This window comes from Parendozoicomonas haliclonae (genome assembly GCF_900174585.1).
Classification (GTDB): domain Bacteria; phylum Pseudomonadota; class Gammaproteobacteria; order Pseudomonadales; family Endozoicomonadaceae; genus Sansalvadorimonas; species Sansalvadorimonas haliclonae.
Genome location: NZ_FWPT01000004.1, coordinates 499,100 through 520,745, shown reverse-complemented (window position 1 = coordinate 520,745; position 21,646 = coordinate 499,100). Strand labels below are relative to the sequence as shown.

17 protein-coding genes, 1 tRNA gene and 1 rRNA gene are annotated in these 21,646 nt (G+C 50.8%); 9 read left to right on the top strand and 10 right to left on the bottom strand.

Annotation, left to right across the window (positions count from 1 at the left end):
• From EHSB41UT_RS11410 to EHSB41UT_RS11390, 5 genes are all read right to left on the bottom strand, one after another.
• Positions 1-358, bottom strand: a 16S ribosomal RNA gene (locus EHSB41UT_RS11410); the annotation flags it as partial.
• 611 nt (positions 359-969) lie between these two features.
• Positions 970-1,044: transfer RNA gene (locus EHSB41UT_RS11405), tRNA-Gly, on the bottom strand.
• Between the two features lie 48 nt (positions 1,045-1,092).
• Positions 1,093-2,382 carry a UbiH/UbiF/VisC/COQ6 family ubiquinone biosynthesis hydroxylase gene (locus EHSB41UT_RS11400; RefSeq protein ID WP_242667286.1) on the bottom strand — a complete coding sequence of 430 codons (1,290 nt, stop codon included), beginning with the start codon at positions 2,380-2,382 and terminating at the stop codon, positions 1,093-1,095.
• 115 nt (positions 2,383-2,497) lie between these two features.
• Positions 2,498-3,397 carry a cytidine deaminase gene (gene cdd / locus EHSB41UT_RS11395; RefSeq protein ID WP_087109834.1) on the bottom strand — a complete coding sequence of 300 codons (900 nt, stop codon included), beginning with the start codon at positions 3,395-3,397 and terminating at the stop codon, positions 2,498-2,500.
• 65 nt (positions 3,398-3,462) lie between these two features.
• A complete protein-coding gene (locus EHSB41UT_RS11390; protein WP_087109832.1) occupies positions 3,463-3,780 on the bottom strand; it encodes a hypothetical protein in 318 nt (105 codons plus the stop codon).
• A gap of 173 nt (positions 3,781-3,953) precedes the next feature.
• On the opposite strand from EHSB41UT_RS11390, the gene murI reads away from it, so the two are divergent.
• Entirely contained in the window at positions 3,954-4,739 is a 786-nt protein-coding gene (gene murI, locus EHSB41UT_RS11385) for a glutamate racemase (RefSeq protein WP_165767229.1), read from the top strand.
• Between the two features lie 55 nt (positions 4,740-4,794).
• Here the strand turns inward: murI and EHSB41UT_RS11380 are convergent, their stop codons facing one another.
• From EHSB41UT_RS11380 to uvrD, 3 genes are all read right to left on the bottom strand, one after another.
• Complete coding sequence (locus tag EHSB41UT_RS11380) at positions 4,795-5,919, bottom strand: TRAP transporter substrate-binding protein (protein WP_087109828.1); 1,125 nt, start codon at positions 5,917-5,919, stop codon at positions 4,795-4,797.
• Between the two features lie 89 nt (positions 5,920-6,008).
• A complete protein-coding gene (locus tag EHSB41UT_RS11375; RefSeq protein ID WP_087109826.1) occupies positions 6,009-7,427 on the bottom strand; it encodes a PepSY-associated TM helix domain-containing protein in 1,419 nt (472 codons plus the stop codon).
• A gap of 146 nt (positions 7,428-7,573) precedes the next feature.
• Positions 7,574-9,766 carry a DNA helicase II gene (uvrD, locus tag EHSB41UT_RS11370; RefSeq protein ID WP_087109824.1) on the bottom strand — a complete coding sequence of 731 codons (2,193 nt, stop codon included), beginning with the start codon at positions 9,764-9,766 and terminating at the stop codon, positions 7,574-7,576.
• Positions 9,767-10,040: 274 nt separating this feature from the next.
• Between uvrD and EHSB41UT_RS11365 the strand changes: the two genes are divergently transcribed.
• Entirely contained in the window at positions 10,041-12,926 is a 2,886-nt protein-coding gene (locus tag EHSB41UT_RS11365) for an EAL domain-containing protein (protein WP_087109822.1), read from the top strand.
• A gap of 59 nt (positions 12,927-12,985) precedes the next feature.
• Positions 12,986-14,422 (top strand): histidine-type phosphatase, encoded by a 1,437-nt coding sequence (locus EHSB41UT_RS11360; RefSeq protein WP_087109820.1) that lies wholly within the window; start codon positions 12,986-12,988, stop codon positions 14,420-14,422.
• A gap of 43 nt (positions 14,423-14,465) precedes the next feature.
• Here EHSB41UT_RS11360 and EHSB41UT_RS11355 read toward each other — a convergent pair whose 3' ends face one another.
• Positions 14,466-15,878, bottom strand: a complete 1,413-nt coding sequence (locus EHSB41UT_RS11355; RefSeq protein ID WP_087109818.1) for an MATE family efflux transporter — start codon at positions 15,876-15,878, stop codon at positions 14,466-14,468.
• 182 nt (positions 15,879-16,060) lie between these two features.
• Here EHSB41UT_RS11355 and hexR point away from each other — a divergent pair, with 182 nt between their 5' ends.
• Both hexR and EHSB41UT_RS11345 read left to right on the top strand, forming a co-directional pair.
• A complete protein-coding gene (gene hexR, locus EHSB41UT_RS11350; protein WP_242667285.1) occupies positions 16,061-16,915 on the top strand; it encodes a transcriptional regulator HexR in 855 nt (284 codons plus the stop codon).
• Between the two features lie 124 nt (positions 16,916-17,039).
• Positions 17,040-17,225: a PA3496 family putative envelope integrity protein gene (locus EHSB41UT_RS11345; RefSeq protein WP_087109816.1), complete on the top strand. Its 186-nt coding sequence runs from the start codon at positions 17,040-17,042 to the stop codon at positions 17,223-17,225.
• A 7-nt stretch (positions 17,226-17,232) separates the two neighbouring features.
• Here EHSB41UT_RS11345 and EHSB41UT_RS11340 read toward each other — a convergent pair whose 3' ends face one another.
• Positions 17,233-17,787, bottom strand: coding sequence for a methyltransferase domain-containing protein (locus tag EHSB41UT_RS11340; RefSeq protein WP_087109814.1), 555 nt, complete (start codon positions 17,785-17,787; stop codon positions 17,233-17,235).
• Between the two features lie 174 nt (positions 17,788-17,961).
• Between EHSB41UT_RS11340 and znuA the strand changes: the two genes are divergently transcribed.
• From znuA to EHSB41UT_RS11320, 4 genes are all read left to right on the top strand, one after another.
• A complete protein-coding gene (gene znuA, locus EHSB41UT_RS11335) occupies positions 17,962-18,942 on the top strand; it encodes a zinc ABC transporter substrate-binding protein ZnuA (RefSeq protein ID WP_165767228.1) in 981 nt (326 codons plus the stop codon).
• A gap of 78 nt (positions 18,943-19,020) precedes the next feature.
• The gene (locus EHSB41UT_RS11330) at positions 19,021-19,539 is read left to right on the top strand and encodes a hypothetical protein (protein WP_087109810.1); all 519 of its coding nucleotides are present in this window, start codon (positions 19,021-19,023) and stop codon (positions 19,537-19,539) included.
• Positions 19,536-20,474 carry a hypothetical protein gene (locus tag EHSB41UT_RS11325; protein WP_133060479.1) on the top strand — a complete coding sequence of 313 codons (939 nt, stop codon included), beginning with the start codon at positions 19,536-19,538 and terminating at the stop codon, positions 20,472-20,474. Before EHSB41UT_RS11330 ends, EHSB41UT_RS11325 begins: the two co-directional genes overlap by 4 nt.
• Positions 20,475-20,593: 119 nt before the next feature.
• The gene (locus tag EHSB41UT_RS11320) at positions 20,594-21,646 is read left to right on the top strand and encodes a pyridoxal phosphate-dependent aminotransferase (RefSeq protein WP_087109806.1); all 1,053 of its coding nucleotides are present in this window, start codon (positions 20,594-20,596) and stop codon (positions 21,644-21,646) included.

The window sequence follows — 21,646 nt, the reverse complement described above, 5'->3', positions numbered from 1 at the left end:
CCACTGCTGCCTCCCGTAGGAGTCTGGGCCGTGTCTCAGTCCCAGTGTGGCTGATCATCCTCTCAGACCAGCTACGGATCGTCGCCTTGGTGAGCCATTACCTCACCAACAAGCTAATCCGACATAGACTCATCTGATAGCGCAAGGCCCGAAGGTCCCCTGCTTTCCCCCGTAGGGCGTATGCGGTATTAATCCAAATTTCTCTGGGCTATCCCCCACTACCAGGCAGATTTCTATGCATTACTCACCCGTCCGCCGCTCGTCAGCATCTAGCAAGCTAGATCTGTTACCGCTCGACTTGCATGTGTTAGGCCTGCCGCCAGCGTTCAATCTGAGCCATGATCAAACTCTTCAGTTTAAATCGCTTGCATCCCCACAGTCCGAAGACGGTAGAGAAGCGGCTCTATTACGCAAATTACTCTCAATAAATTGATGAGTCACTTGTTTAACAGAACAAAGTATTTTTTGCATTTCTTCATACTCACGAGGAGTGGAGAAGAAAGCTTCATCCTGCCAGACAAGCGCCCACACGAATTGTCTGAATTCTTTGTTAAAGATCACTCTTCATCGCATCTTGTGAAGAGGAACACTTGAACTTGTTTCCAATCCGAGCTCTTTTTAAAAGAAGTTCGGGTCGCTCAAGCGAGGCCGCCATTTTACTGATGGCCCGATCAGTGTCAAGTGATTCGTTTCAGTGCTGATTCAAATCCGATTTTCAAAACCGCTTTCAAATCAACCAGTTAAGATCACTTAACGATGCTGTCTCGGTGGTCACCGGTGACAACGAGATGCGCATTCTACAGCGTAACTCTTTTCTGTCAATCCTCATTTTCCTTCCCGGGGGAAAGTTAATTCGGTCCGGTTGTCCGTGACAACGAGGCGGCATTATAGAGAGAGTCAGGATGAGGTCAAGGTGTGATCAATACGCATTCTGAATGTTAAATAGAAAAATTCAGACGATTTGAAAGCTGGAGCGGGTAGCGGGAATCGAACCCGCCTGTCGAGCTTGGGAAGCTCGCGTAATAACCACTATACGATACCCGCTTATTTAAGGTGTTGAACAGGACACTGGTTCAGCACCTTAAAACCCTCTTATTGAAAAGGCCAGGTGATAGGCTTTTCCAACCCCATGGCGTAACGCATGACTTTCTTCCTGCCATAGGGGAAGTTGCCTGCCAGCGTTAAGCCAATATTACGCGCAACCTTTAACGGCATATTGTCGTTACTGAAGAGATGGTAGAACACATCCATCACTTTCTGCATCTGAGTATTCTCAGGACGGCGCTTTTTCTCATAACCGGCTAAGACACTGTGGGAACCAAATGCCTCTCCTGCTTTATAAGCCTCTATTACTGTCTCCGACAGAGTCGCCGCATCCTGAAAGCCAAGGTTTACTCCCTGTCCCGCCAGAGGGTTGATGGTATGAGCAGCATCCCCGACCAGAACAACCTTCTCCTTTATATAGGTAGAAGCATGCCGGCGCGTCAAAGGAAAGAAGCCTCTCTCTATAAGAGAGTGCATTTCAGGCAACTCTTCCGGGAAGTGTGAGCGAACATCATCAAGGAACTCCGCCCCAGAGAGAGACATCAATCTGTTGATGTTTTCTGGAAGGTTGTACCAGACCAGCGAGGCATAATGCTTGCCTCCGCACTCAGGCAGTGGAAGTAGCGCTAAAGGCCCGGTTGCAGTGAAAGCCTGCCAGGTAATATCCAGCGGACCTTCCGGTATCTCGACTGTGGCAACCAAAGCTCTCTGCTCATAGTCTTCGCTGGCAAGACCAATATTACAGCTGCGACGCACAAAGGAGTTGGCCCCATCAGCCCCGACCAATAGTTTTGCTCTCAGGCTCGTGCCATTATCGAGGGTGACGACCGCATACTCTCCGGCCATATTCACACTTGCCGGTTTCGCGGGAGCGATCAGTTCAATATTCGGGATGTTTTTTAAGACAGCATGCAGTGCGAGCTGGGTCACTCGATTCTCAACAATAAAACCCAGTTCTTCCGTACCCACTTCTTTGCAGTCAAACATGGTTTGATTGAAGCGGGAAGTGACTAGCTTTCCTGATAACGGATCATGAAGCTTCTCCCACACAGCCATACGCCGGTAGGGGCAGGTGCGCATATCCTTGATCGCGCTCCAGGCACCGAGCTTATCAAGAAAAGAAATAGAGGCAGGGCTCAAGGCTGAAACCCGGATATCCGGTTGGGAATTTGAATCAAAGGCTTCAGGTAATGCAGGATCAAAGAGGGCAACACGCATTCCGGCCTGCCCAAGGGCACAACCAATCGCGGCGCCTACCATTCCGGCCCCCGCAATAATGACATCATAATCAGTGAATGTTGTTGTGCTTTCCTGTGCCTCTGCAGCCACTGTACCCACAGCACGCTCCCCATGTCTGTTCTTATAGAGAAGATCTTATTACATGGGGAGAACTGTGCATCAGCCACACTCAGAGCTCAATAGGTCTGAATCAATAGAGTGGCAGTCTGTCTGCTCAGGCGACCTGGATCAGTTCCATTTCGACATGCGGGAACTGTTCTCTGAGTGCAGACACGTGGCTGGCATGATGAACATGGGAGTGCTTCTCCACCATCACCATGCGCTTCAGCTCAACCTTCTTACCCAGACATTGAAAACGAAGTTGAGAAAGAGCCGATGCCAGAGGCTGCAAGCTTGGATTGTAAGCCGCATTCTCAGCATACCGTCCAACAACGCGCAGGCCATCAGCAGTTTCCAGTGCCACACCTGCATAGCCACCGGAATAAGGCGCATAACTGTGACATGCTGCATCAGCTGCCATACGCACCAATTCATCATCGGTTTCAATGTGAAGGTCGATCGGTTTACCGGTCAGCAGACCACCATCAACACCCAGATCGGCAGGACCGAAAGCTTCAGGAAGAAAGTGCTGCAATGAGCCGCTGTGCTTTTTGCCTTCAGGGGGAGTGATGTTGACCTGCAGTTTGTCAGAGGTGTTCAGCTCATGGAGGAACTGACGACAATGGCCACATGGTGCTGCGTTAACAGTGAGAGACTCAATACTCTTCTCGCCATGCAGCCAGGCATTGTTTATCGCTGACTGCTCACCATGAATACTGAGGCCAAGGAAGCCACCATCAAATTCCATATTGGCTCCGAGGTAATAGTTTCCGGAACCACCTTTGATGACGACACCTACATAAAAGTTTGAGACGGGAACAACTGCACAGGCAGCAGCGATAGCCAGCAGACGTTCGGGCAATGCCTCTTCATCTACTGAAAGGGCCGCAGTAAGTTCACTGACCTGGGCGGCTTTAAGAACACCAGCCTGGGTGAATACTAAAGTCTCCAACAGAGAGTGTGCTTGAGCCGGATATTGATCCAGAACACTTCGATCGAAAGAGAACAGAGGCATAGCAATCAGCCTTACGGTTAAGGGGAAGCATGATTAACAATTGGTCGCCAACAAGTCAAATAGAATCAATGATCTACGTAGCTTTCTCTGTTTTGAAAATACTGTGCGGACAGACCGTCAGCATGGGCAACCAGACGCACATAAGGCCCCAGGAATGGAAAGCGGAATTGGGCCTCTCCGTTCTCTACCTGCAGGGTATCAACCTTGCGACCATTGGCATTGAAAACATCAACAGTACCACCGCTGACGGGCTGACCATTATTGAACAAGTGCACAGTGATGCTGTTCATAAAAGAGAAGCTATAGAGAAACAGACCTGCGTTCGCTCCTGATGCAGCCATACCCAACCCAACCACTAACGCGAATCTTTTAATCATCTGCATGTTGGCTGCTCCCAATATTTCAAATGGTCGGCGGAAAGATAGAGCAGTTTGGCAAATTTACACGCCGAGAGAGAAACAGGTCTAAAAAGTAATCCCTCGTATTGGCCTCATGGTATTAGCCTTTACAATGATAAGAGCAAGGAATAACGGAACCCCTACGGAACGAGCTTCTCTTGAACCCAATTGTGATACTGGACTCCGGCGCCGGAGGCCTGACTGTTTTTGATGAAATCAACCGGATGATGCCCTGGCTGCCGGTGGTTTACTGCGCAGACAACGCAGGATTTCCTTACGGGCCAAAGCCGGAAGACGAGGTAACGGAAAGAGTCTGTCATTACCTTTCGCTTCTTAACGAACGATACTCTCCGGCTCTGGTTGTTATCGCCTGCAACACAGCCAGCACCGTAGCCTTAACAGCAGCAAGGGAACGGTTGGATATTCCGGTTGTGGGTGTCGTTCCTGCCATAAAGACCGCTGCGACGCTTTCCCAAAATAGATGCATTGGCCTTCTTGCTACACCGGGAACAGTGAACCGCAACTATACCGACAACCTGATTCACGAATTCGCCAGCGATTGCAGCGTTATCAAGGTTGGTTCAACAGATCTGGTACATATAGCGGAGTCATCCTTCTGTGGTGAGGCTATATCCACACAGAAGCTGGAAACTATTCTGCACCCATTTCTTGAAGCGGATGTTCAACCCGACCATATCGTTCTGGGCTGTACACACTTCCCATTAGTAAGAGAAGAACTCTCTACTGTTATGCCTGATGTTACGTGGGTGGATTCCGGTGAAGCCATCGCTCGAAGAGTTTTTAGCCTTCTGGGTAACCATATAAACGAGGAAACAGCGACTCCCAAACATATTGCCCATTTAACAGGTGACGGTGAGCAAGCCCAACTCTTTACTTCTGCTATTGCAGGCAGAGGGTTTCACGCCTTAAGCGTTCTCCCCTGAATACAGAAAGGGCGGCTATTGTTGATAGCCGCCCTTCGTTTTTCATAAAGATGCCTTACAGCATTCGGGCATCGTAGTAAGCCATTTCGGAGATCTTGTGATACTCCGCCGCCTGCTTGGCAAACTTGCTGAACGACGCATAAACCTTACCGGACATCGGATCACCCGCAGCGACTTCTTTAGCAACCTGCTCTGCTGTCTCGCGAAGACTAATCAGTACATCGTCTGGCAGCTTCAAGACCTGCACGCCATGATCATTCTTCAACTGCTGCAGTGCCTGATTATTCCGTGCCGTGTATTCATCCAGCATGGAAAGATGTGCAGCTTTCGTCGCATATTCAACAATAGCTTTCAGATCATCTGGCAGCGCATTCCACGCTTCCAAATTAATGGTGAATTCCAGCGTTGAACCGGGCTCATGCCAGCCTGGGTAGTAATAGTACTTCGCAGCCTTATAGAGACCAAAGGCCATATCGTTGTAAGGACCAACCCATTCAGTGGCATCAATGCTGCCGGTCTGCAGGGCAGTAAACAGTTCACCCCCGGGTACGTTCACCGGAGAACCACCAAGACGCTTGAGGACTTCGCCGCCCAGACCCGGGATACGCATCTTCAGGCCTTTCAGGTCTTCCAGAGATTCAATTTTACGGTTGAACCAGCCAGCCATCTGCACCCCGGTGCTGCCGCCAGCAAAAGGCTTGAGATTAAAGCCGGCATACAGTTCATCCCAAAGCTCCTGACCACCACCATTATGCAGCCAGCTACTCATCTCCTGAGCATTCAGACCAAAAGGAACTGCGGTAAAGAATTGCGTCGCCGGACTTTTGCCCTTCCAGTAATAAGCACCGCTATGGCCCATTTCTGCAGTACCGTTTTGTACTGCATCAAACACCTGCAAGGCAGGGACGATTTCGCCGGCACCAAACACTTTGATATTCAAACGTCCGGCACTCATCTCGCTAACCATTTTGGCGAAACGTTCCGGAGCCGTACCTAAACCCGGGAAATTCTTGGGCCAGGAGGTGACCAGCTTCCAGTTATAGGTTTCCTGTTGTTTGGCAGCGGGGGCGACTGGTTTGGCTTCAGTAGAAGCAGCTTCTTCCTTTGAACCATTGCAACCGGCCAGTGCTGCACTGGCTGCACCAACTCCGAGTGCGGTGAGAACGTGACGACGTTTCATTCTCTCTCCCTTTTATTTTTGTTTTGTTATTGTTCTGCCAAACCATACTATCCATTCATGTAGTGAATCGCCATATTCTGGCTCTTTTCTCAGGATGTTATTTCCCCCTGCTGGTAAACAGCCCGATATCTACCCAGCTCGAACAAAGCCAAGGCCGCGATAACCGCTCCTGAAACCGGAAATATCACTCCGGTCAGTACAACCAATACAATCAACGCTTTTCCTGACATGGGTACAGTGACGTCTGAAGGCTGAGGCGGAGCCGCTGGCAGCATTCCTGATGTGGCGTTACGACGCTTCCACCAAAGCACAGCACCCGTTACCGACAATGCAATGAAACCTAAACAGATAGCGGCCGCCAAAATAACATTCCACCAACCGGCCGACCCCATATGCCAGGCAATGCCTGCCGCCATAGCTTTAGCAACAGCGTTGTAATCCTCAAAGCCGATATCTGCCAGAACGGCTCCAGAGTATTGATCCAGGTGCACCGTGCGATCACCAAACGGGTTGGTATTATCCCGACTCATGGTCACAGACATCAGGCTGTACACGCCTGTCTCACCTTTCGGAAAGGCAATACGAAAGCTCTGACTGAAAGCACCTTTATCCTCAACATTGAAGCCAAGCTCTCCGGCTCGGCGGAAAGCCTGATCAAGAGTTAAAGGCAACAGGTTTTGATCATTGTCTGACTCTGGGACAGCCGACACTTCCAACCCCCAGGGTACCTCTTGCAGGTTATCGGTATTAAGCTGCGCGTGTGTTATGGCATCAGGTTCTGATTGCCAGACAGCTGCAGACTGCTCATCAGGAAAAGAACTCCATGGCTGAATAAGTTTAGCGCCCCATATTCCTGTCCAGGCCATTCCGGTTAGAAGAAAGAACCACAGGAAGAAGCTGAGATAAAAACCAGCCGAACCATGAACACTTTTCCAGGAAGAGCGCTTTCTATCCCGCCATAAAACCGGGTTTAAAAATGAAGGCATCAGCATACGAGTGATACCTGAAGCACTGCTTGGCCAGTGCAGATACAGCCCCGTCATCAAAAGTAAAAAGCCTAACCCCGCAGCCAGTTCAATCAGCGCATCACCTGCTTCACCGAGCAAGAGTGTTCCATGGATATCATCACTGATGGTGTACCAGCGATCTGCGTTATCAAAACTACCCAGAATCTCTGCGCTGTAAGGGTTCACAAACACCAGTAATGTGCTGTTACCTTCGCGAGCTAGCTTGAAGATGCTTGAACGATGCTCATTGATGGGAGGCAAATACTGGGCGACCCTATCATCGGGATAAGCGGCACGTACGACAGAGGCTTGCTGTTCCAGAGAGGTCGAAGTGGAAGCCTGCTCAACCGTTGTAAGTTTTTCGCCGTACTGCCAGGCATCAATCCATGGATAAGCCAGCATGACCAAACCGGTTATCGAGAGCATCAGCATAAAGGGGATAACATAAAGCCCGGCAAAGAAATGCCAGCGCCATACAGACACATAAAATTTCTTATTCATAGATTTTTATTAGAGAAGATTATTGGTCTTTCGGGCGGGAGCCAGAGCACAACCCGATCGTTGTGCTCTGTATATTACGTGACCACATTTCCCATGAAATGTGGCAAAAAGTCGCAGCTGTCTAGGGTCTGTTAACCCTTAGAGCATTAGCAAGGCGTGAGCTTAGCGTAAGCCACCATCAGCCATTTGCTGCCTTCATTATCAAAGTTGATTTGTACCCGTGCCTGCGCGCCCTGTCCTTCAAAGTTCAGAACAACACCTTCACCAAAGAGTTCATGCTCAACCCGTTGACCAAGCCGCAGCTCCGTTCCCGGAACGTCAGAACCGGCAAAACCTCGACCTGTTGCCCGCACAGAAGCTGTAACCGGACGACTGATACTGGCATTGAGGCGCACCTCTTCCAGCAGCTCCCGTGGAATTTCACGCAGGAAACGAGACGGCCGGTTCATAGTATCCTGACCATACAGACGACGGTTCTCTGCATAAGTCATGTACAACTCTTCCTTCGCACGGGTAATGCCCACGTAGCAAAGACGACGCTCCTCTTCCAAACCGTCCGGATCTTCCATGGACATTTTGTGCGGGAACAGTCCCTCTTCCATACCGGCCAGAAAGACTAGCGGGAATTCCAGACCTTTGGCAGAGTGCAGAGTCATCATCTGAACGCTGTCAGTAAACTGGTCAGCCTGAGTATCACCCGCTTCCAGTGCCGCATGAGCAAGGAAAGCATCCAGTGGAGACATGGCTTCCTGCTCTTCATCACTCAGAGTTTCTTCCGGATCGAACTCACGGCAGGCAGACACCAGTTCCTCAAGGTTCTCGATACGGGCACGGCCTTTCTCGCCCTTCTCTTTCTGATACATCTCGATCAGACCACTGATCTGAATGGCGTGATCAGAGAATTCATGCAGAGGCAGATCATCACCGGAAGCCGATAAGCCTTCGATCATCTCGATAAAGTTGGCGATGGCATTGGAGGCACGGGCGGGCAGAGTCTTCTGGGCAACAATCTGTCGAGCAGCTCGCCACATGGAAACATTGGCTTCCCGGGCAGCATCACGGATGACCTGAACGGTTTTCTCACCAATCGCCCGAGGTGGAACGTTAATAACACGCTCTAAAGAGGTGTCATCATCCTGGTTGCTGGCCAGACGCAGATAAGCCAGAGCATTCTTGATTTCTGCACGCTCGAAGAAGCGCTGACCACCGTAGATGCGATAAGGCAGACCGGAACGCAGCAGGGCTTCTTCCAGCACACGGGACTGTGCATTGGAACGATAAAGAATGGCAATATCGTTGTGAGCCATACCACTGGCAACCGCATCACGGATACGGTCACAGATAAAGCGGGCTTCATCCACTTCATTAAAGCCGGCATAAACCCGAATCGGATCGCCTTCCACACCATCAGTCCACAGCTCTTTACCTAGACGGCCCGGGTTATTGGCAATCACGGTGTTGGCTGCTTGCAGAATGGTGCTGGTTGAGCGGTAGTTCTGTTCCAGCTTGATGGTTTTGGCGTTTTTAAAGTCTTCGGTAAAACGCTGAATATTCTCGATCTTTGCGCCACGCCAGCCATAGATAGACTGGTCATCATCACCAACCACCATCAGATTGTCCCGATCACCGACCAGATTACGCAACCAGGCGTACTGTACGGTGTTGGTATCCTGAAACTCGTCCACAAGCACGTAGCGAAAGCGTTCCCGGTAGTGCATGCGCAGGGATTCATTGGTCAGCCACAGGTCGTTGGAGCGCAGCAGTAGTTCGGCAAAATCGACAACGCCCAGCTGCTGACACTGTTGTTCGTAGGTGGCATAGACCGTCTGCATGGTCTTTTCATAGACGTCATAGCCCGGATCAATATGGTGCGGGCGAAGACCTTCGTCCTTCTTACCATTGATATACCACTGGGCCTGACGCGGTGGCCACTTGGTGTCGTCCAGATTCATGGCTTTCATGATGCGCTTCACGATGCGCAGCTGATCATCACTATCGAGAATCTGGAAATTCTCCGGCAGGCCTGCCTCTTTCCAGTGGGCACGCAGCAATCGGTGAGCAATGCCGTGGAAGGTTCCCACCCACATGCCACGTACAGGCATGTCCAGCATCTGCTCAATACGGCCACGCATCTCTGCGGCAGCCTTGTTGGTAAACGTTACCGCCATAATCGACCAGGGCGAAACACCTTCGGTCTGCACCAGCCAGGCAATACGGTGAACCAGTACCCGTGTTTTACCACTACCGGCCCCGGCCAGAACAAGACCAGAACTCAGCGGTAGAGTCACCGCTTCACGCTGGGCATCGTTAAGGGAATCAAGAATTTCGGTAACGTCCATAATTCGGGCCAGTCACTCCGGAGAAAAAGCCAAGTGCATTAGTTTATCGAAAAGCTTGGCTGCTGTTCAGTAATCATTGTGCACTGCACTCACTACAAGTAATCCTCATACAACAGTTGTCCAATGCATACTGAGCCGTTAGCATGGGTATTCACGCTGCAGTACAAATGAGCAGTTTTTGTTGAGTGGTGGGCGCATGGATGCCCCTCAAGCTGATAATAATAAGAACAGGTAAGGATACCTCGGTAACCAGGGGTTCCCTTATTCTGCGATTATGAACCAGGCCACAGACACTCTCTCAGTTTCAGAGCCTACAAAGGTCACATCTTCCGATCTCAATGAAGATGGCGCTCTTGGCACACTTATTCGCACCGAGCAGTTACGTCTTCTGCACAAAGGCTCCCTGCGCTTATTTATCATTGTCCTGCTCTGTTCAACGGTCTTCTTTGGGCTGTTCTGGGATGATGCCCTGCTCACCGCAGCTCTGCTCTATGTTGTCGGGTTTGGTGCTTTCGGCGGTGTACGCATACTCCTCAGCAAGACGTTTCTCCAGAGTGAGATCAGCCTGCCCAAGCGGCAAAAGCTGTGGCTCAGAATGTTTAACTTTTCCAACCTTGCCGGAGGCTTGCTGCTGGCAGGCTCAACCTATGCCTTCTTTTCCATTTCCGAACCCTGGCATGTGGTTACTATCTTTACGGTGATGATGATTGCCGTATTTAGCTGCGCAATATTTTACTCAACCTACCTGCCCGCATTTTTCTTCTTCAGTACGCCGCTGGTCCTGGGAATGTCCATCTGGCTCTGGTCAACCGGCAGTACAGCTCTGCAGGGCTGGGCAATCGCCGGCCCTATTCTGCTATTGGCTGTTTCCTACCCCGCTTACTTTATTCATCAGATGTCGCTCTCTGCCCTTTCCAGACAACTGATGAACCGCTCCCTGAGCCAGCGTCTTTCTAACGAGAACCGCAAAACCGAAGCGGCCCGCCAGGAGCTGGAAGATGCCCGGCTCAATCTGGAAAAGATTGTTGCCAACAGAACCCGTGAGCTGACTCTGACCAATGATCGCCTTAGTGAAGAGATCGGACAGAGAGAGAAGGCCAGCGAAGCCTTACAGGAAAGTGAACAACGCCTGACCCGCGTTCTTTCTGCCAGTCGCCTCGGTTTCTGGGATTGGAACATGGAGTCCGAACAGATTTACCACAGCCGGTTCGAGGAGCTGTTCGGCTACAACATCGAGCAACTGGATGGCTTTAAAGGCCATCTGGAACACATGATTCACACGGATGATGTCACCAAGGTAAGGCGCGCCATCAAATCTCATCTCCGGGGTAAAACCGAGCAATACATTGCCCGCTACCGGATTCGCCATGCCCTTGGCCATTGGGTCTGGGTAGAAGACCGCGGTCAGGTTGTGGAGTGGGATCACCGTAAGCGCGCCGTCCGCATGCTGGGAACACGCCGCGATATCAGTCTGGAAATGAAGTATGAGCAAGAGGCTCAGCTGGCCGTTACGGTTTTTGAAAATACCAGCGATGGTATTTTTGTTCTGGATAAAAAATTCCGGTTTATGACGGTCAATCAGGCCATGCGGGATCTGACCGGTTATAAAGACAAGGATATTATTGGCAAATCGACCCTAGAGCTGCACCCAAACCACGGGCGTGAACGCTACTTCAGCATGCTGCAGGAACTTTCCGAGTCAGGCCATGCAGAAAGTGAGCTCGTCGATTATAAGAAGAACGGACAACCCTTCCCTATCTGGCTGCAGATTAAGGCCGTTAAAGATAAGGCTGGAAAGATTCTGCACTATGTCGGCTTGTTCCGTGATCTGACCCAGCATAAGGAAACCCAGGAGCGCCTGCAGTATCTCTCCAATTATGATCCTCTGACTGGCCTGACTAACCGGACTCTTCTTCAATCCCGCCTGCACGATGCTCTCATCCAGGCTGAACAGGATCATTCCGATGTCGCTCTGGTGATGATTGATCTGGATCGTTTCCGGCAGATCAACGATACCCTTGGCCACAGCACGGGTGATGAACTTCTCAAGCAGGTGTCCCGGCGACTGCTCAGACATACGGCTCGAATGAACACGACCGCACGTCTTGGCAGTGATGAGTTTGCTCTGGTTATCGACAACTGGACCGAGCCGGAGATTCTGGAAGAGCTTTCCAAAGAGATTATCAGCACACTCTCAACACCGTATGTGATTGGCGACCACGAGCTTCTGGTTGGCGTCAGCATCGGCATCAGCCGTTACCCGGAAAATGCCCGTGAGATGCAGAGCCTGATCAGTCAGGCTGACCTGGCCATGAATCAGGCCAAAACTCTGGGTGGCAACACGGTTCAGCTGTTCAACAGCTCATTGAGCACAACATCCAAGGAGCGGCTGGCGCTGGAAAGCAGCCTGCGTCAGGCCATCAGCGGCGATCAGCTTGAAGTGTATTACCAGCCCAAGATGAGCCTGAACGAGGAAAGCATCACCACGGCCGAAGCTTTGATTCGCTGGAATCATCCCGAGCAGGGCTTGATTATGCCGGGCTCATTTATCGGCATTGCAGAAGAGACCGGTCTGATTAATGAGATTGGCGACTTTGTTCTGGAAGAAGCCTGCCGGCAGACCAGCTCCTGGCTAAGCCGGGGCTGGGAGATTCGTATCTCTGTGAATGTCGCGGCCGGCCAGCTGCGCCGCGGAAATCTGGCAGATCAGATATCCGAGCTGCTGGATAAGCATAATATTCCGGCACATCTGCTGGAGCTGGAGATTACCGAAAGCCAGGTCATGGAAGATATTGATCAGGCGATTGAACTGCTCTCCCGCATTCGCGATCTTGGCGTCACCCTCAGCATTGATGATTTTGGCACCGGCTACTCATCCCTGAGTTATCTGAAGCGCCTGCCGGTAAACAGCCTCAAAATTGACCGCTCGTTTATCTCACACATCGACCAGAACGATAATGATTCTGCAATCACTAAGGCAATTATCGCTATGGCACACAGCCTGGATTTGACGGTTATCGCTGAAGGCGTTGAGACTCAAGATCATATTCAGTTCCTGAGCCAGCATGATTGCGATGAGGTGCAGGGTTACTTTATCAGCCGACCGCTGCCAGTGAGTGAGTTCAACGAGTTTATAGAAACCAAGCTTAAGGCCGGCTGAAAGAAGACTTAAAGCCTATGGGCTAACCTAAGGAAAAACCTTGGCAGAACCCATACACCATGAAGAAAACAGGGATTGTTTTCCTGCTTGGCAGTCTGATCACACCCTTTGGCTTTTCTGCGCCGGGTGATACTTTTCGTGAACAAGTCCGTAATTCAATAGAGCCCCATCTCGGGACCAAACGTCCTTATACACATCCGGATATTATTGCCGCCCCACCGCCCAACTGTTCTCTGGTGCATATCAACCATCTGGGGCGTCATGGTTCACGCTACCCTGGTGGCGACGCTGTCTGGAAAAAGGAGTTCCAAAAGCCCGCCGAGGCTTTGGGGCTTGCAGATCCATCGAGCTCATCACTAACACCCGCAGGTCAGGCTCTTGCCACAATTATCCAACAGCAAATCGCGCTCTATAACGGCCCCCTGAATCCAGCCGGAGAGATAACCAAACAGGGGGAACAGGAGCAGGCTGCGATCGCAGAACGCTTGATCGCCAGCAGCGGCCTGAGCGCAGAGGCGTTTCTTGATAATCTAAAGCGACGCTCAGCCATTGCCAAAAGCACGGTTGTTCACCGAACACACACCAGTCGCATCGCATTCCTTCAGGGCTGGGAGCGCACACTCGGGGTTGAGAATCAAAAGGCTTTAAATGTTGCGTTTCAAACTCCCACAAAAGATGAGCTTGATACGGAGCTGCAGTTCTATCAGGTTTGCAAAAAGATGGTGACGGGCTGGAAAGAGGTTGTTGATAACAATCTCGAGACTATCTATCAGCCACGGAATACCCCTGAGGTAAGGGAGAAAATGTCGAGCTTTTCGAGCTCTTTTATTTCGGACCTGAATGCAAAACAGTCGCTGAACTTCAACAAGCTGGCTCACAAGCTCTGCGCATTGGATGCCAACCAGAATTACGAATTGGGTATTTGCCATTTGCTGTCACAGGCACCTGAGTTCAAAACCCTGTTTGAGGCTTATGGTCAGATATCCAACCGAAGGCAGTTCTATGGTCGAGGCCCAGCGAAAGAACACGACAGATTAAATGCCACATCCGCCGTTGTGCTTTTAGACAGTTTTCTGTCCACAACATCAGCAGCTATCGAAAACCCAGATTCAACACCTTTCGTTGAGCTGCGCTTTGCCCATGAGTCAACGTTGCTGCGCCTGATGCAGGCACTCAACTTGGTGAATTATGAGAACTCTACAAACAAGCAGGGTGAGATAACCTGGAATGTCTCAAGTCTTTGTCCCATGTCTTCCAATCTTGTCTGGCAGACCTATCGCTGTGAGGGTGATAGTGCGGATGTTTACAAAACCCGCATGCTGATGAACGAGAGAGTTATGCCATTTCCTGTCGCGGGTTGTGACCGTGCTGATGGTTTATGCGAGTGGCAGACGGTTGAGGCGTTTTACTCATCCCTTTACAGAGGAGTAAGCCTGAATGACGTGTGTGGAGATGTCTCACTGGATTATTCCGATACTTATCGGGACAACCAATAAAACCGCCCGACAAGGTTCTTTGCCTGTCGGGCGGCTTTTGCGCTTAAGCGGCTTTATGAACTTCCATCAACTCATCAACAGGATCGGCCACCAGGTTCTTTAACCAGCGCTTGGAGTGAATCCGCCAAACCACCATAAACATCTTCACGATTTCTTCGCTCAGGGCACAGACGAAAACCCAGTAAAGCGGCAACTTGAAGATAAATGCACCACACAAAGCCATTGGTACACCAAAGCCCCACATCCCGATAATATTGAGCACCGCGCTGTAGCGAACATCACCACCACTGCGCAGCAGACCAATAATCCCGGTAAAGTTAATCACCCGAATAAACAGCGCCAAGCCGGAGATCACCATAACGGTATCTGCAAGGCTCTGGGTTTCCGCATCAAACTGACCGAACAGTGAGACAATGCTGGTACGGAACACAATCAACAGCGCTCCAATTAACAATGCCACTAGAGGCGCGATGCCCATCACCGTAACACCCTGAACCCAGGCGCGATCAAAGCGTTTGGCTCCCAACTCCTGGCCCAGCATGATCGAGCAGCCGATTCCGAAGCCAATGAATAGAGACATCAGAATGCCTTCTATGGAAGACACCGCACTCATAACTGCCAGTTCATCCACACCGATACGGGCATAAATCACGTTGTACAGCACGACACCGAATGCCCAAAGGCCATCCTGCAGCAGCACGGGAAGAGCAACACCCAAGTAGCGCTGGATCTCCTTTTTCTGGCTGGCCTTGGCGATATCTTCAGCTGATGGAATCAGGTGTCTCTTCTGGCGGTAAATAAACACTGCCAAAACCAAGGTCTGGAACAGCCGCGAAAGCGTTGTGCCCCAAGCCGAACCGGCTACGCCCATCTCCGGAAAACCAAACTCCCCGAAAATCAGCACATAGTTAAGAATGACGTTTACTACGATGGCGTAGAAACCAACCCAGGTTGGTGTTTTGGTATCACCGGATGCACGGAGAGCTGCCTCAATTGGTACGACCACAGCCGTACAGAAAATCGATGGGCCGGTGATCATCATGTAGGTCACAGCCTGATCCAGCAAAGTGGCATCACTACTCGCGAGCCCCAACAGCCATTCCGGTACAAACAGGTACGCGAGAATAAACGGCAGATTCATCAACACAGCTGATACCAGAGCCTGACAAAGCGTTCGCCGCAAACCACCTTCATCTCCCGCCCCGATAAATTGAGAGGCGAGCACACTCATGCCGCCACCCAGTGCAGCCGTCAGAATCAGGTTAAAGAAAAATATACGGTTACCCAGGCCAACAGCCGCGACTGCGGACTCACCCAGATGACCAACCATCACAATATCGATAAGGCCAAGAATGGAAAACATCATGGCCTGAATGGATACAGGCACCGCCAGATGCCAGAGCCTCCGCAGGAAATCCTTACTATCCGGATGCAAAACACGAGCGAACGGAGACATTATTAAACCCAAGTCTTATTTATAAATATGAAACGCATTAGTGGTGAAATTTTGCGTAAACCGGCGCAAAAACAGGCTATTAGATAACTGTTTTGCCGAAATGAGAGATAGTGGTATACCGAAATTTAATGTATAACGTTCAACAATAATTAATATCCGGTTAAAGAGCGTTGCTCCAGAGCATGGCCAGCATCAACCTGCTCAGGCAGATAGAAGAAAAACGAGATCAGCTGAGACCTTCGGAACTCAAGGTTGCGGACTTTATAGAAAAAGATCCGGCTGGCGTTGTTCGTACCAGCATTGCAGAACTTGCAGCCCAATGCAGAGTCAGTGAACCAACAGTGGTTCGTTTCTGCAAAGCCCTCAAGTGCACAGGCTTTCAGGACTTCAAACTGAAGCTGGCTCAGACGCTCGCCTCAGGAAATGACTTCTCCCGTTTTGTCATTGCCGATAATGACGATACCAGCTCAATTACCCGCAAAGTCTTTGATGCCACCATCCACAGTCTGTTGGAAGTACGCAACTCCATCTCTTCATCCGTGCTGGATAAAGCCATCAAGCTATTAAGTGGCGCACGGAGAATCGAGTTCTATGGCTTCGGCGCCTCAGGCAACGTAGCTCACGATGCCCAGCATAAATTTTTCCGGCTTCAGGTCAGTGCATCGGCCTATTCGGATCCTCACATGCAGTCTATTTCGGCAGCCACTCTTGGAAAAGACGACGCTGTTGTCGCTATTTCACAAACCGGCCGAACCCGTGAGCTGCTTCATATGGTGACTCTTGCCCGCAAACAGGGCGCCCATGTGATCGCTCTTTGCCCGGGTGATTCACCACTGGCCAAGCATACTGAAATGACTATTGCTGTGGATGTACCTGAAGATACCGACATTTATACGCCGCTGACTTCACGCATTGTGCACTTAACGGTGATTGATATTCTGGCGATGGGTGTTGCACGCACCCGTGGCCCGGAGCTTGCAGAGCAACTTGAGAAAGTGAAACAAAACTTGCGTACTCTGCGTATTACCCAGCAGTGATGCTTGGGATGGCTTTTTAGCCGACAGGAACAGGCAGGATTGCCTGAGTAAAGTCAGATTGTGGTCTTGAGTTAAGACCCGAGTAGTACTGACCCAACAACAAAAAGAAGAAAGGGGATCACCTATGGCGACTACAGTCGTTGAAGAAAAAGCCTCCGACCTCTATGACCTGACCCCTGGGCAGGATAATACAGAAATGCCGGAGAAGACTTCCCAGAAGCAGCTCTATATCCGGCGGGCGATTGAAGATCGTATGGAACAAAAACGGCTGGAGGAGATGTCCGAGGACAGCTACTGGGATAATTTGTAAATCTTAACTAATTGAGAGATTGCGCAGCCGGTAATTCATAGCAATAAAGCCGGCTGCGCCATAAATCCTGCGCTTCAACGATGTTACTGGCCTCCCGGTCAGGGAGTGCAAATGTGCTTGATATCAGTGTCAGTTCGTTCCGCCCCTCCTGAAACAGATCCCCCAACCTCTGCATAGCCCCAGTGAATAGATAGCAATACACCAATCCGGCATTGGTAAGATCAAACTGGTATATATCTCCATACACCACCCGAATATTTCTCAGCCCTGAGAATCTGACTCTGAGCCAGCACACCAGCCAGACCGGGAAATTATTCTCCACCGCCAGAACCTGATTGCCCGGATAATGTCTGGCCAGCTGCATGGCCACACGCCCCCACCCGCAGCCGAGCTCTATAATGCTTCCATTCACCTTCTCAGGCAGCAGAAGCTTCAGAGCTTTTGTAACCGGACGTGAGCTGGGCATTGGGCCGATACCATTGCGAATACTTATGGCGACCAGCCACATCGCAGCCAGAACGGGGGCAACCAGCAGGAAAAGCTGTATAGAAGTTAAGTCCATGAGCTTTATGTCGGTTGATTGGTTTTACTTATAAGAAAAAGAGAAAAGATCCCCTCTGCGGGATAGCCTGCCTAAAAAATCCCCTGTAGACTTGCCAACAAATAGAAATGTAATAACATAACACTCACTTTACCAAGACGACGTACAAAGATGCTTTTCTCCAGCCTCCGAGCTTTGACTGGTCAAATTACCAAAGCTGCTGCTCTCTCTCTTATTCTCCTGCCAGCGTGGGCATCAGCCAGCAGCTCCCCTGCCAAGGTTCTGGTCAGCATCAAGCCTTTGGAGCTGATAGCCTCTGCCATCACTGACGGTGTCTCCCAGCCGGAGTTGTTATTGCCTCCCGGCACATCACCCCACGATTACAGCCTGCGCCCGTCTGACGTCCGCAAGCTGACCAATGCGGATCTGGTTTTCTGGGTGGGAGAAGATCTCGAGAGCTTTATGACCGATCTGCTGGATCGCCATGTTGATAAGAACCGCTCCATTCCTTTAATGGATGTGCCAGGTGTGGAAGTGAAAAACCTGCTTACAGCTGAGCAGGACGAAGATGAACACGCCGGACATAATCATGCTAATGAACACGGCCATGAACACGATCATCACGGCCACAATCATGGATCCCATGACCCTCATATCTGGTTAAGCCCGGAGAATGCCATCGCCATGGCTCGTACCATGACGCAGGCGCTTTCCGAAGCGGATAAAGCCAATGCCGAGAAGTATCAGCATAACTATCTGGCCTTTGCCGATAAGGTGCAGGCAACTGACCAGCTGAACCAGAGCGTACTGAAAGATGCCAAAAAGCAGGGCTTCTTTGTATTTCACGATGCCTGGGGCTACTTCACCCGCCACTATGGCCTGACTGTGCTGGATACCTTTACCGTTAGCCCTGAACAGGCCCCCGGCGCACGGCATATGGTCCAGCTGCGCAATCAGCTGCTTGAGGCAGGCAACACCTGTATCTTCCGTGAGCCTCAGTTCAAGCCATCCTATCTGAAGACCATGACCGATAAGACCGATGCCTCTGTCGACGTTCTGGATCCATTGGCTTCGGATATCAAACCCGGTCCGGATGCTTATCCACAGTTTATGAGCGAACTGGCAGTGACTATCCGTGACTGCCTGGCAGATGCAGGGCAAAAGCCGGCCAAATAAGCCTCCTGTCCCCAAAGCCCTTATTTCCAAAGCCTTGTAGCCGATGATCTGTTAACAGACCCGGCTCAGGCTTTGCTTATGTGGCATTACTCCCGAACGATTATTCTTTCGCTTATCGTCATTCTCACCAGTGGATGCCTGCACCTTCCCAGCTGGCCGCCAGCTTCCGATGAGGAGATGCAGGCTACGCTGATTTACCGCACCATGAAGGGAGAACGCCGGCTGGCGGTTATCACCCTCGACAGCGTCACCAGCGATCAGCAGATCAGCACGGATTTCCAGATTGATATCCCACGCTCCAACACGGTTGAGATTCCTCTGAGCTACAGAGCAGACGGAATCTATGCCGAGCAGGCGAACAAAGAGAGTGTGAGATTGGTCTACGGCCGCAATCTGACTGATCCGATGATCACGCCAACCCCGGATCCCGATCTCACAGTTCTCAGCTACATCGCCCTGCAGGGTCGAAAGCCAGTCCTGAAGATCAGAACCATCTTTAAAGGTTCGGTGGCGCAGGAAGGCACCGTAATCCCGCTGGCAGCGGATATTGATAATTACGTTATCAGCGACTTCTCCTTTCGGGAGCTAACGCCATGAGTTCTCCAGGACCAATAGGCCGAGGCGGCCAGACCGCGCCTGTCACCACCGAGCAACCACCGAGCCCCTCCGGGGATAACAACTCTGGTCAAAGTAATCAGCGCAGGGTTGGAACAACGCAACCCAATGCTCAACACTCTGTGCAACAAGGCCAGCAATCTCAGGGTCAGATGCCCGCGGGGGCTCCCAGATCAGCCAGCCCTACAAATGCCTCGCCTGCGGTTAATCCTCAACAGGCAGCGGCCATAGAACAGCTCAAAGCGCAGAGGGTGGTATTACAAAAAAGTCTGTATCAGCTGGTATCTGATATGTGGGTCAGAGACCAGCTGGCCAATATTCAGGACATTATCAAAGACCCGGAAATGGCAAAGCTGATGGGTGCTGTAATCAAGGTTCAGCCTCCGGGGGCCAAAGAGCCTGTTCAACTATTTCCACCTTTGGAAGGTAAAGATGCTCTCCCCCAAGATGTGCGCAGCTCATACGTGGATTTTCTATCGACGGAAACAGCCCATCTGCAAAAAGAATTGCACAGCAAACGTCCGGAAACACAGATGCTTCAAGACTACGCCAGTTATCGGCAACAGATGATTGAAGCGTCCGAGATGCTCGGCGATACCAATTTCCAGTGGCCCAGCTTCTATTCAAAATTGCTTACCAGTGCCATTGAACAGCAATTGCAAAGCGACAAGTCCACGATGCTTTTCCACCGTGGTCCTTTCGACCCTTCCCAAAAGCTGTCTCCGGAAGCCATTGCCGAGCTCAACCGCAAAATGGAAGCTAAAGCCGGTAAACAGAGCAAGCAACAACCGGCTGGTCATGAGTCCGATCTGAATGATCCGCAAATCGAATTCCGCATGCGTACCACGCCGGAAGAGTTCAAAAAACATCAGCAGAAACTGCAACAGATGGAGAGCCACGCCCGGAAGAAGCAGTAATTTGTTCCGGGCGCTGGTAAAGCGTCCTTACCCTGCATACTATCCCTGTGCGGGCTTTACCCTCCGCCAGACAACAATAAATACATCCAATAATTTTCTCACCAGAGATGGGAAGCGATATGAGTATTTTTAAATCACATATCCGCCAGATGGGCGCCTATAAGCCACCACTTGAAGGGCGTAATCCTCATCACCATCTTCTTCTGGATTTTAACGAGCGCACCTTGCCAGTCAGCAAGGTTATTGAAGATGCTCTGGTGGACTATATCCGCGATGGCTCCCTGCAAACCTATCCGTTTTATGGTGATATCACTGCGCAGCTGGCTGACTACTGCGGCGCTAAAGACGAACAGGTGATGATCACTAACGGGTCTGATCAAGGCATTGATCTGATCATTCGCGCTTCATGCCGTGAAGGCGATGAAGTGATTATTCCCGGCCCATGTTTTCCTATGTATAACCAATGCGCCATGATCGAAAATCTCTCGATTATTGAGCCTGCCTATACCCGTGAAAATGGTTTCCCCACTGAGGATGTTCTTGCGGCAATCAACGACAAAACCCGTCTGATTGTTATCGCCAACCCTAACAACCCCAGTGGCACAGAAGTTCCCCGGGAAGATATTCTGAAAATTGCCGCTGCTGCACCGGATTGCACAATTCTGGTGGATGAATGTTATTTCGAGTACACCAAGGCAACCGTCTGTGACGCTCTGGATCAGTACCCCAACCTGACGATCACCCGGACTTTCTCCAAAACCTGGGGGCTGCCTTCTATACGTTTTGGCTACGTGCTTTCTGCTGCTGAAAACATCCAGGCTCTGCTGAATATTCGTGGCCCGTATGATGTAAACCAGCTTGCCCTGGTGGCTGCCAGAGCCGCACTTTCACATCCGGAATATACCCACGAGTATGTGAAAGAGGTAATGTCGGTTTCCAAACCGATAATGGAACAATGGCTGGATAAGCATCAGATCACTTACTGGCCCAGCGCAGCCAACTACCTTTGGCTGTTCCCGCAAAATCCGGAGCTTATGTTCAATGAACTGATGGCTGCACATATTCTTGTGCGCCCCAAAGATGATAGTGACGGAAACAAAGGTCTAAGGATTACTTTGGGAACCCAGGAACAGACTGAGAGACTGATTCAGGTTCTTGAGCGTTGTTTATAA

What these genes read in the sequence shown, in the direction of transcription:
- cdd (WP_087109834.1), bottom strand. Translation starts at nt 3,397, where the DNA reads ATGCCTCTGTTCTCTTTCGATCGAAGTGTTCTGGATCAATATCCGGCT.
- EHSB41UT_RS11390 (WP_087109832.1), bottom strand. Translation starts at nt 3,780, where the DNA reads ATGCAGATGATTAAAAGATTCGCGTTAGTGGTTGGGTTGGGTATGGCT.
- EHSB41UT_RS11380 (WP_087109828.1), bottom strand. Translation starts at nt 5,919, where the DNA reads ATGAAACGTCGTCACGTTCTCACCGCACTCGGAGTTGGTGCAGCCAGT.
- EHSB41UT_RS11375 (WP_087109826.1), bottom strand. Translation starts at nt 7,427, where the DNA reads ATGAATAAGAAATTTTATGTGTCTGTATGGCGCTGGCATTTCTTTGCC.
- uvrD (WP_087109824.1), bottom strand. Translation starts at nt 9,766, where the DNA reads ATGGACGTTACCGAAATTCTTGATTCCCTTAACGATGCCCAGCGTGAA.
- EHSB41UT_RS11365 (WP_087109822.1), top strand. Translation starts at nt 10,041, where the DNA reads ATGAACCAGGCCACAGACACTCTCTCAGTTTCAGAGCCTACAAAGGTC.
- EHSB41UT_RS11360 (WP_087109820.1), top strand. Translation starts at nt 12,986, where the DNA reads ATGAAGAAAACAGGGATTGTTTTCCTGCTTGGCAGTCTGATCACACCC.
- EHSB41UT_RS11355 (WP_087109818.1), bottom strand. Translation starts at nt 15,878, where the DNA reads ATGTCTCCGTTCGCTCGTGTTTTGCATCCGGATAGTAAGGATTTCCTG.
- hexR (WP_242667285.1), top strand. Translation starts at nt 16,061, where the DNA reads ATGGCCAGCATCAACCTGCTCAGGCAGATAGAAGAAAAACGAGATCAG.
- EHSB41UT_RS11345 (WP_087109816.1), top strand. Translation starts at nt 17,040, where the DNA reads ATGGCGACTACAGTCGTTGAAGAAAAAGCCTCCGACCTCTATGACCTG.
- EHSB41UT_RS11340 (WP_087109814.1), bottom strand. Translation starts at nt 17,787, where the DNA reads ATGGACTTAACTTCTATACAGCTTTTCCTGCTGGTTGCCCCCGTTCTG.
- EHSB41UT_RS11330 (WP_087109810.1), top strand. Translation starts at nt 19,021, where the DNA reads ATGTGGCATTACTCCCGAACGATTATTCTTTCGCTTATCGTCATTCTC.
- EHSB41UT_RS11325 (WP_133060479.1), top strand. Translation starts at nt 19,536, where the DNA reads ATGAGTTCTCCAGGACCAATAGGCCGAGGCGGCCAGACCGCGCCTGTC.
- EHSB41UT_RS11320 (WP_087109806.1), top strand. Translation starts at nt 20,594, where the DNA reads ATGAGTATTTTTAAATCACATATCCGCCAGATGGGCGCCTATAAGCCA.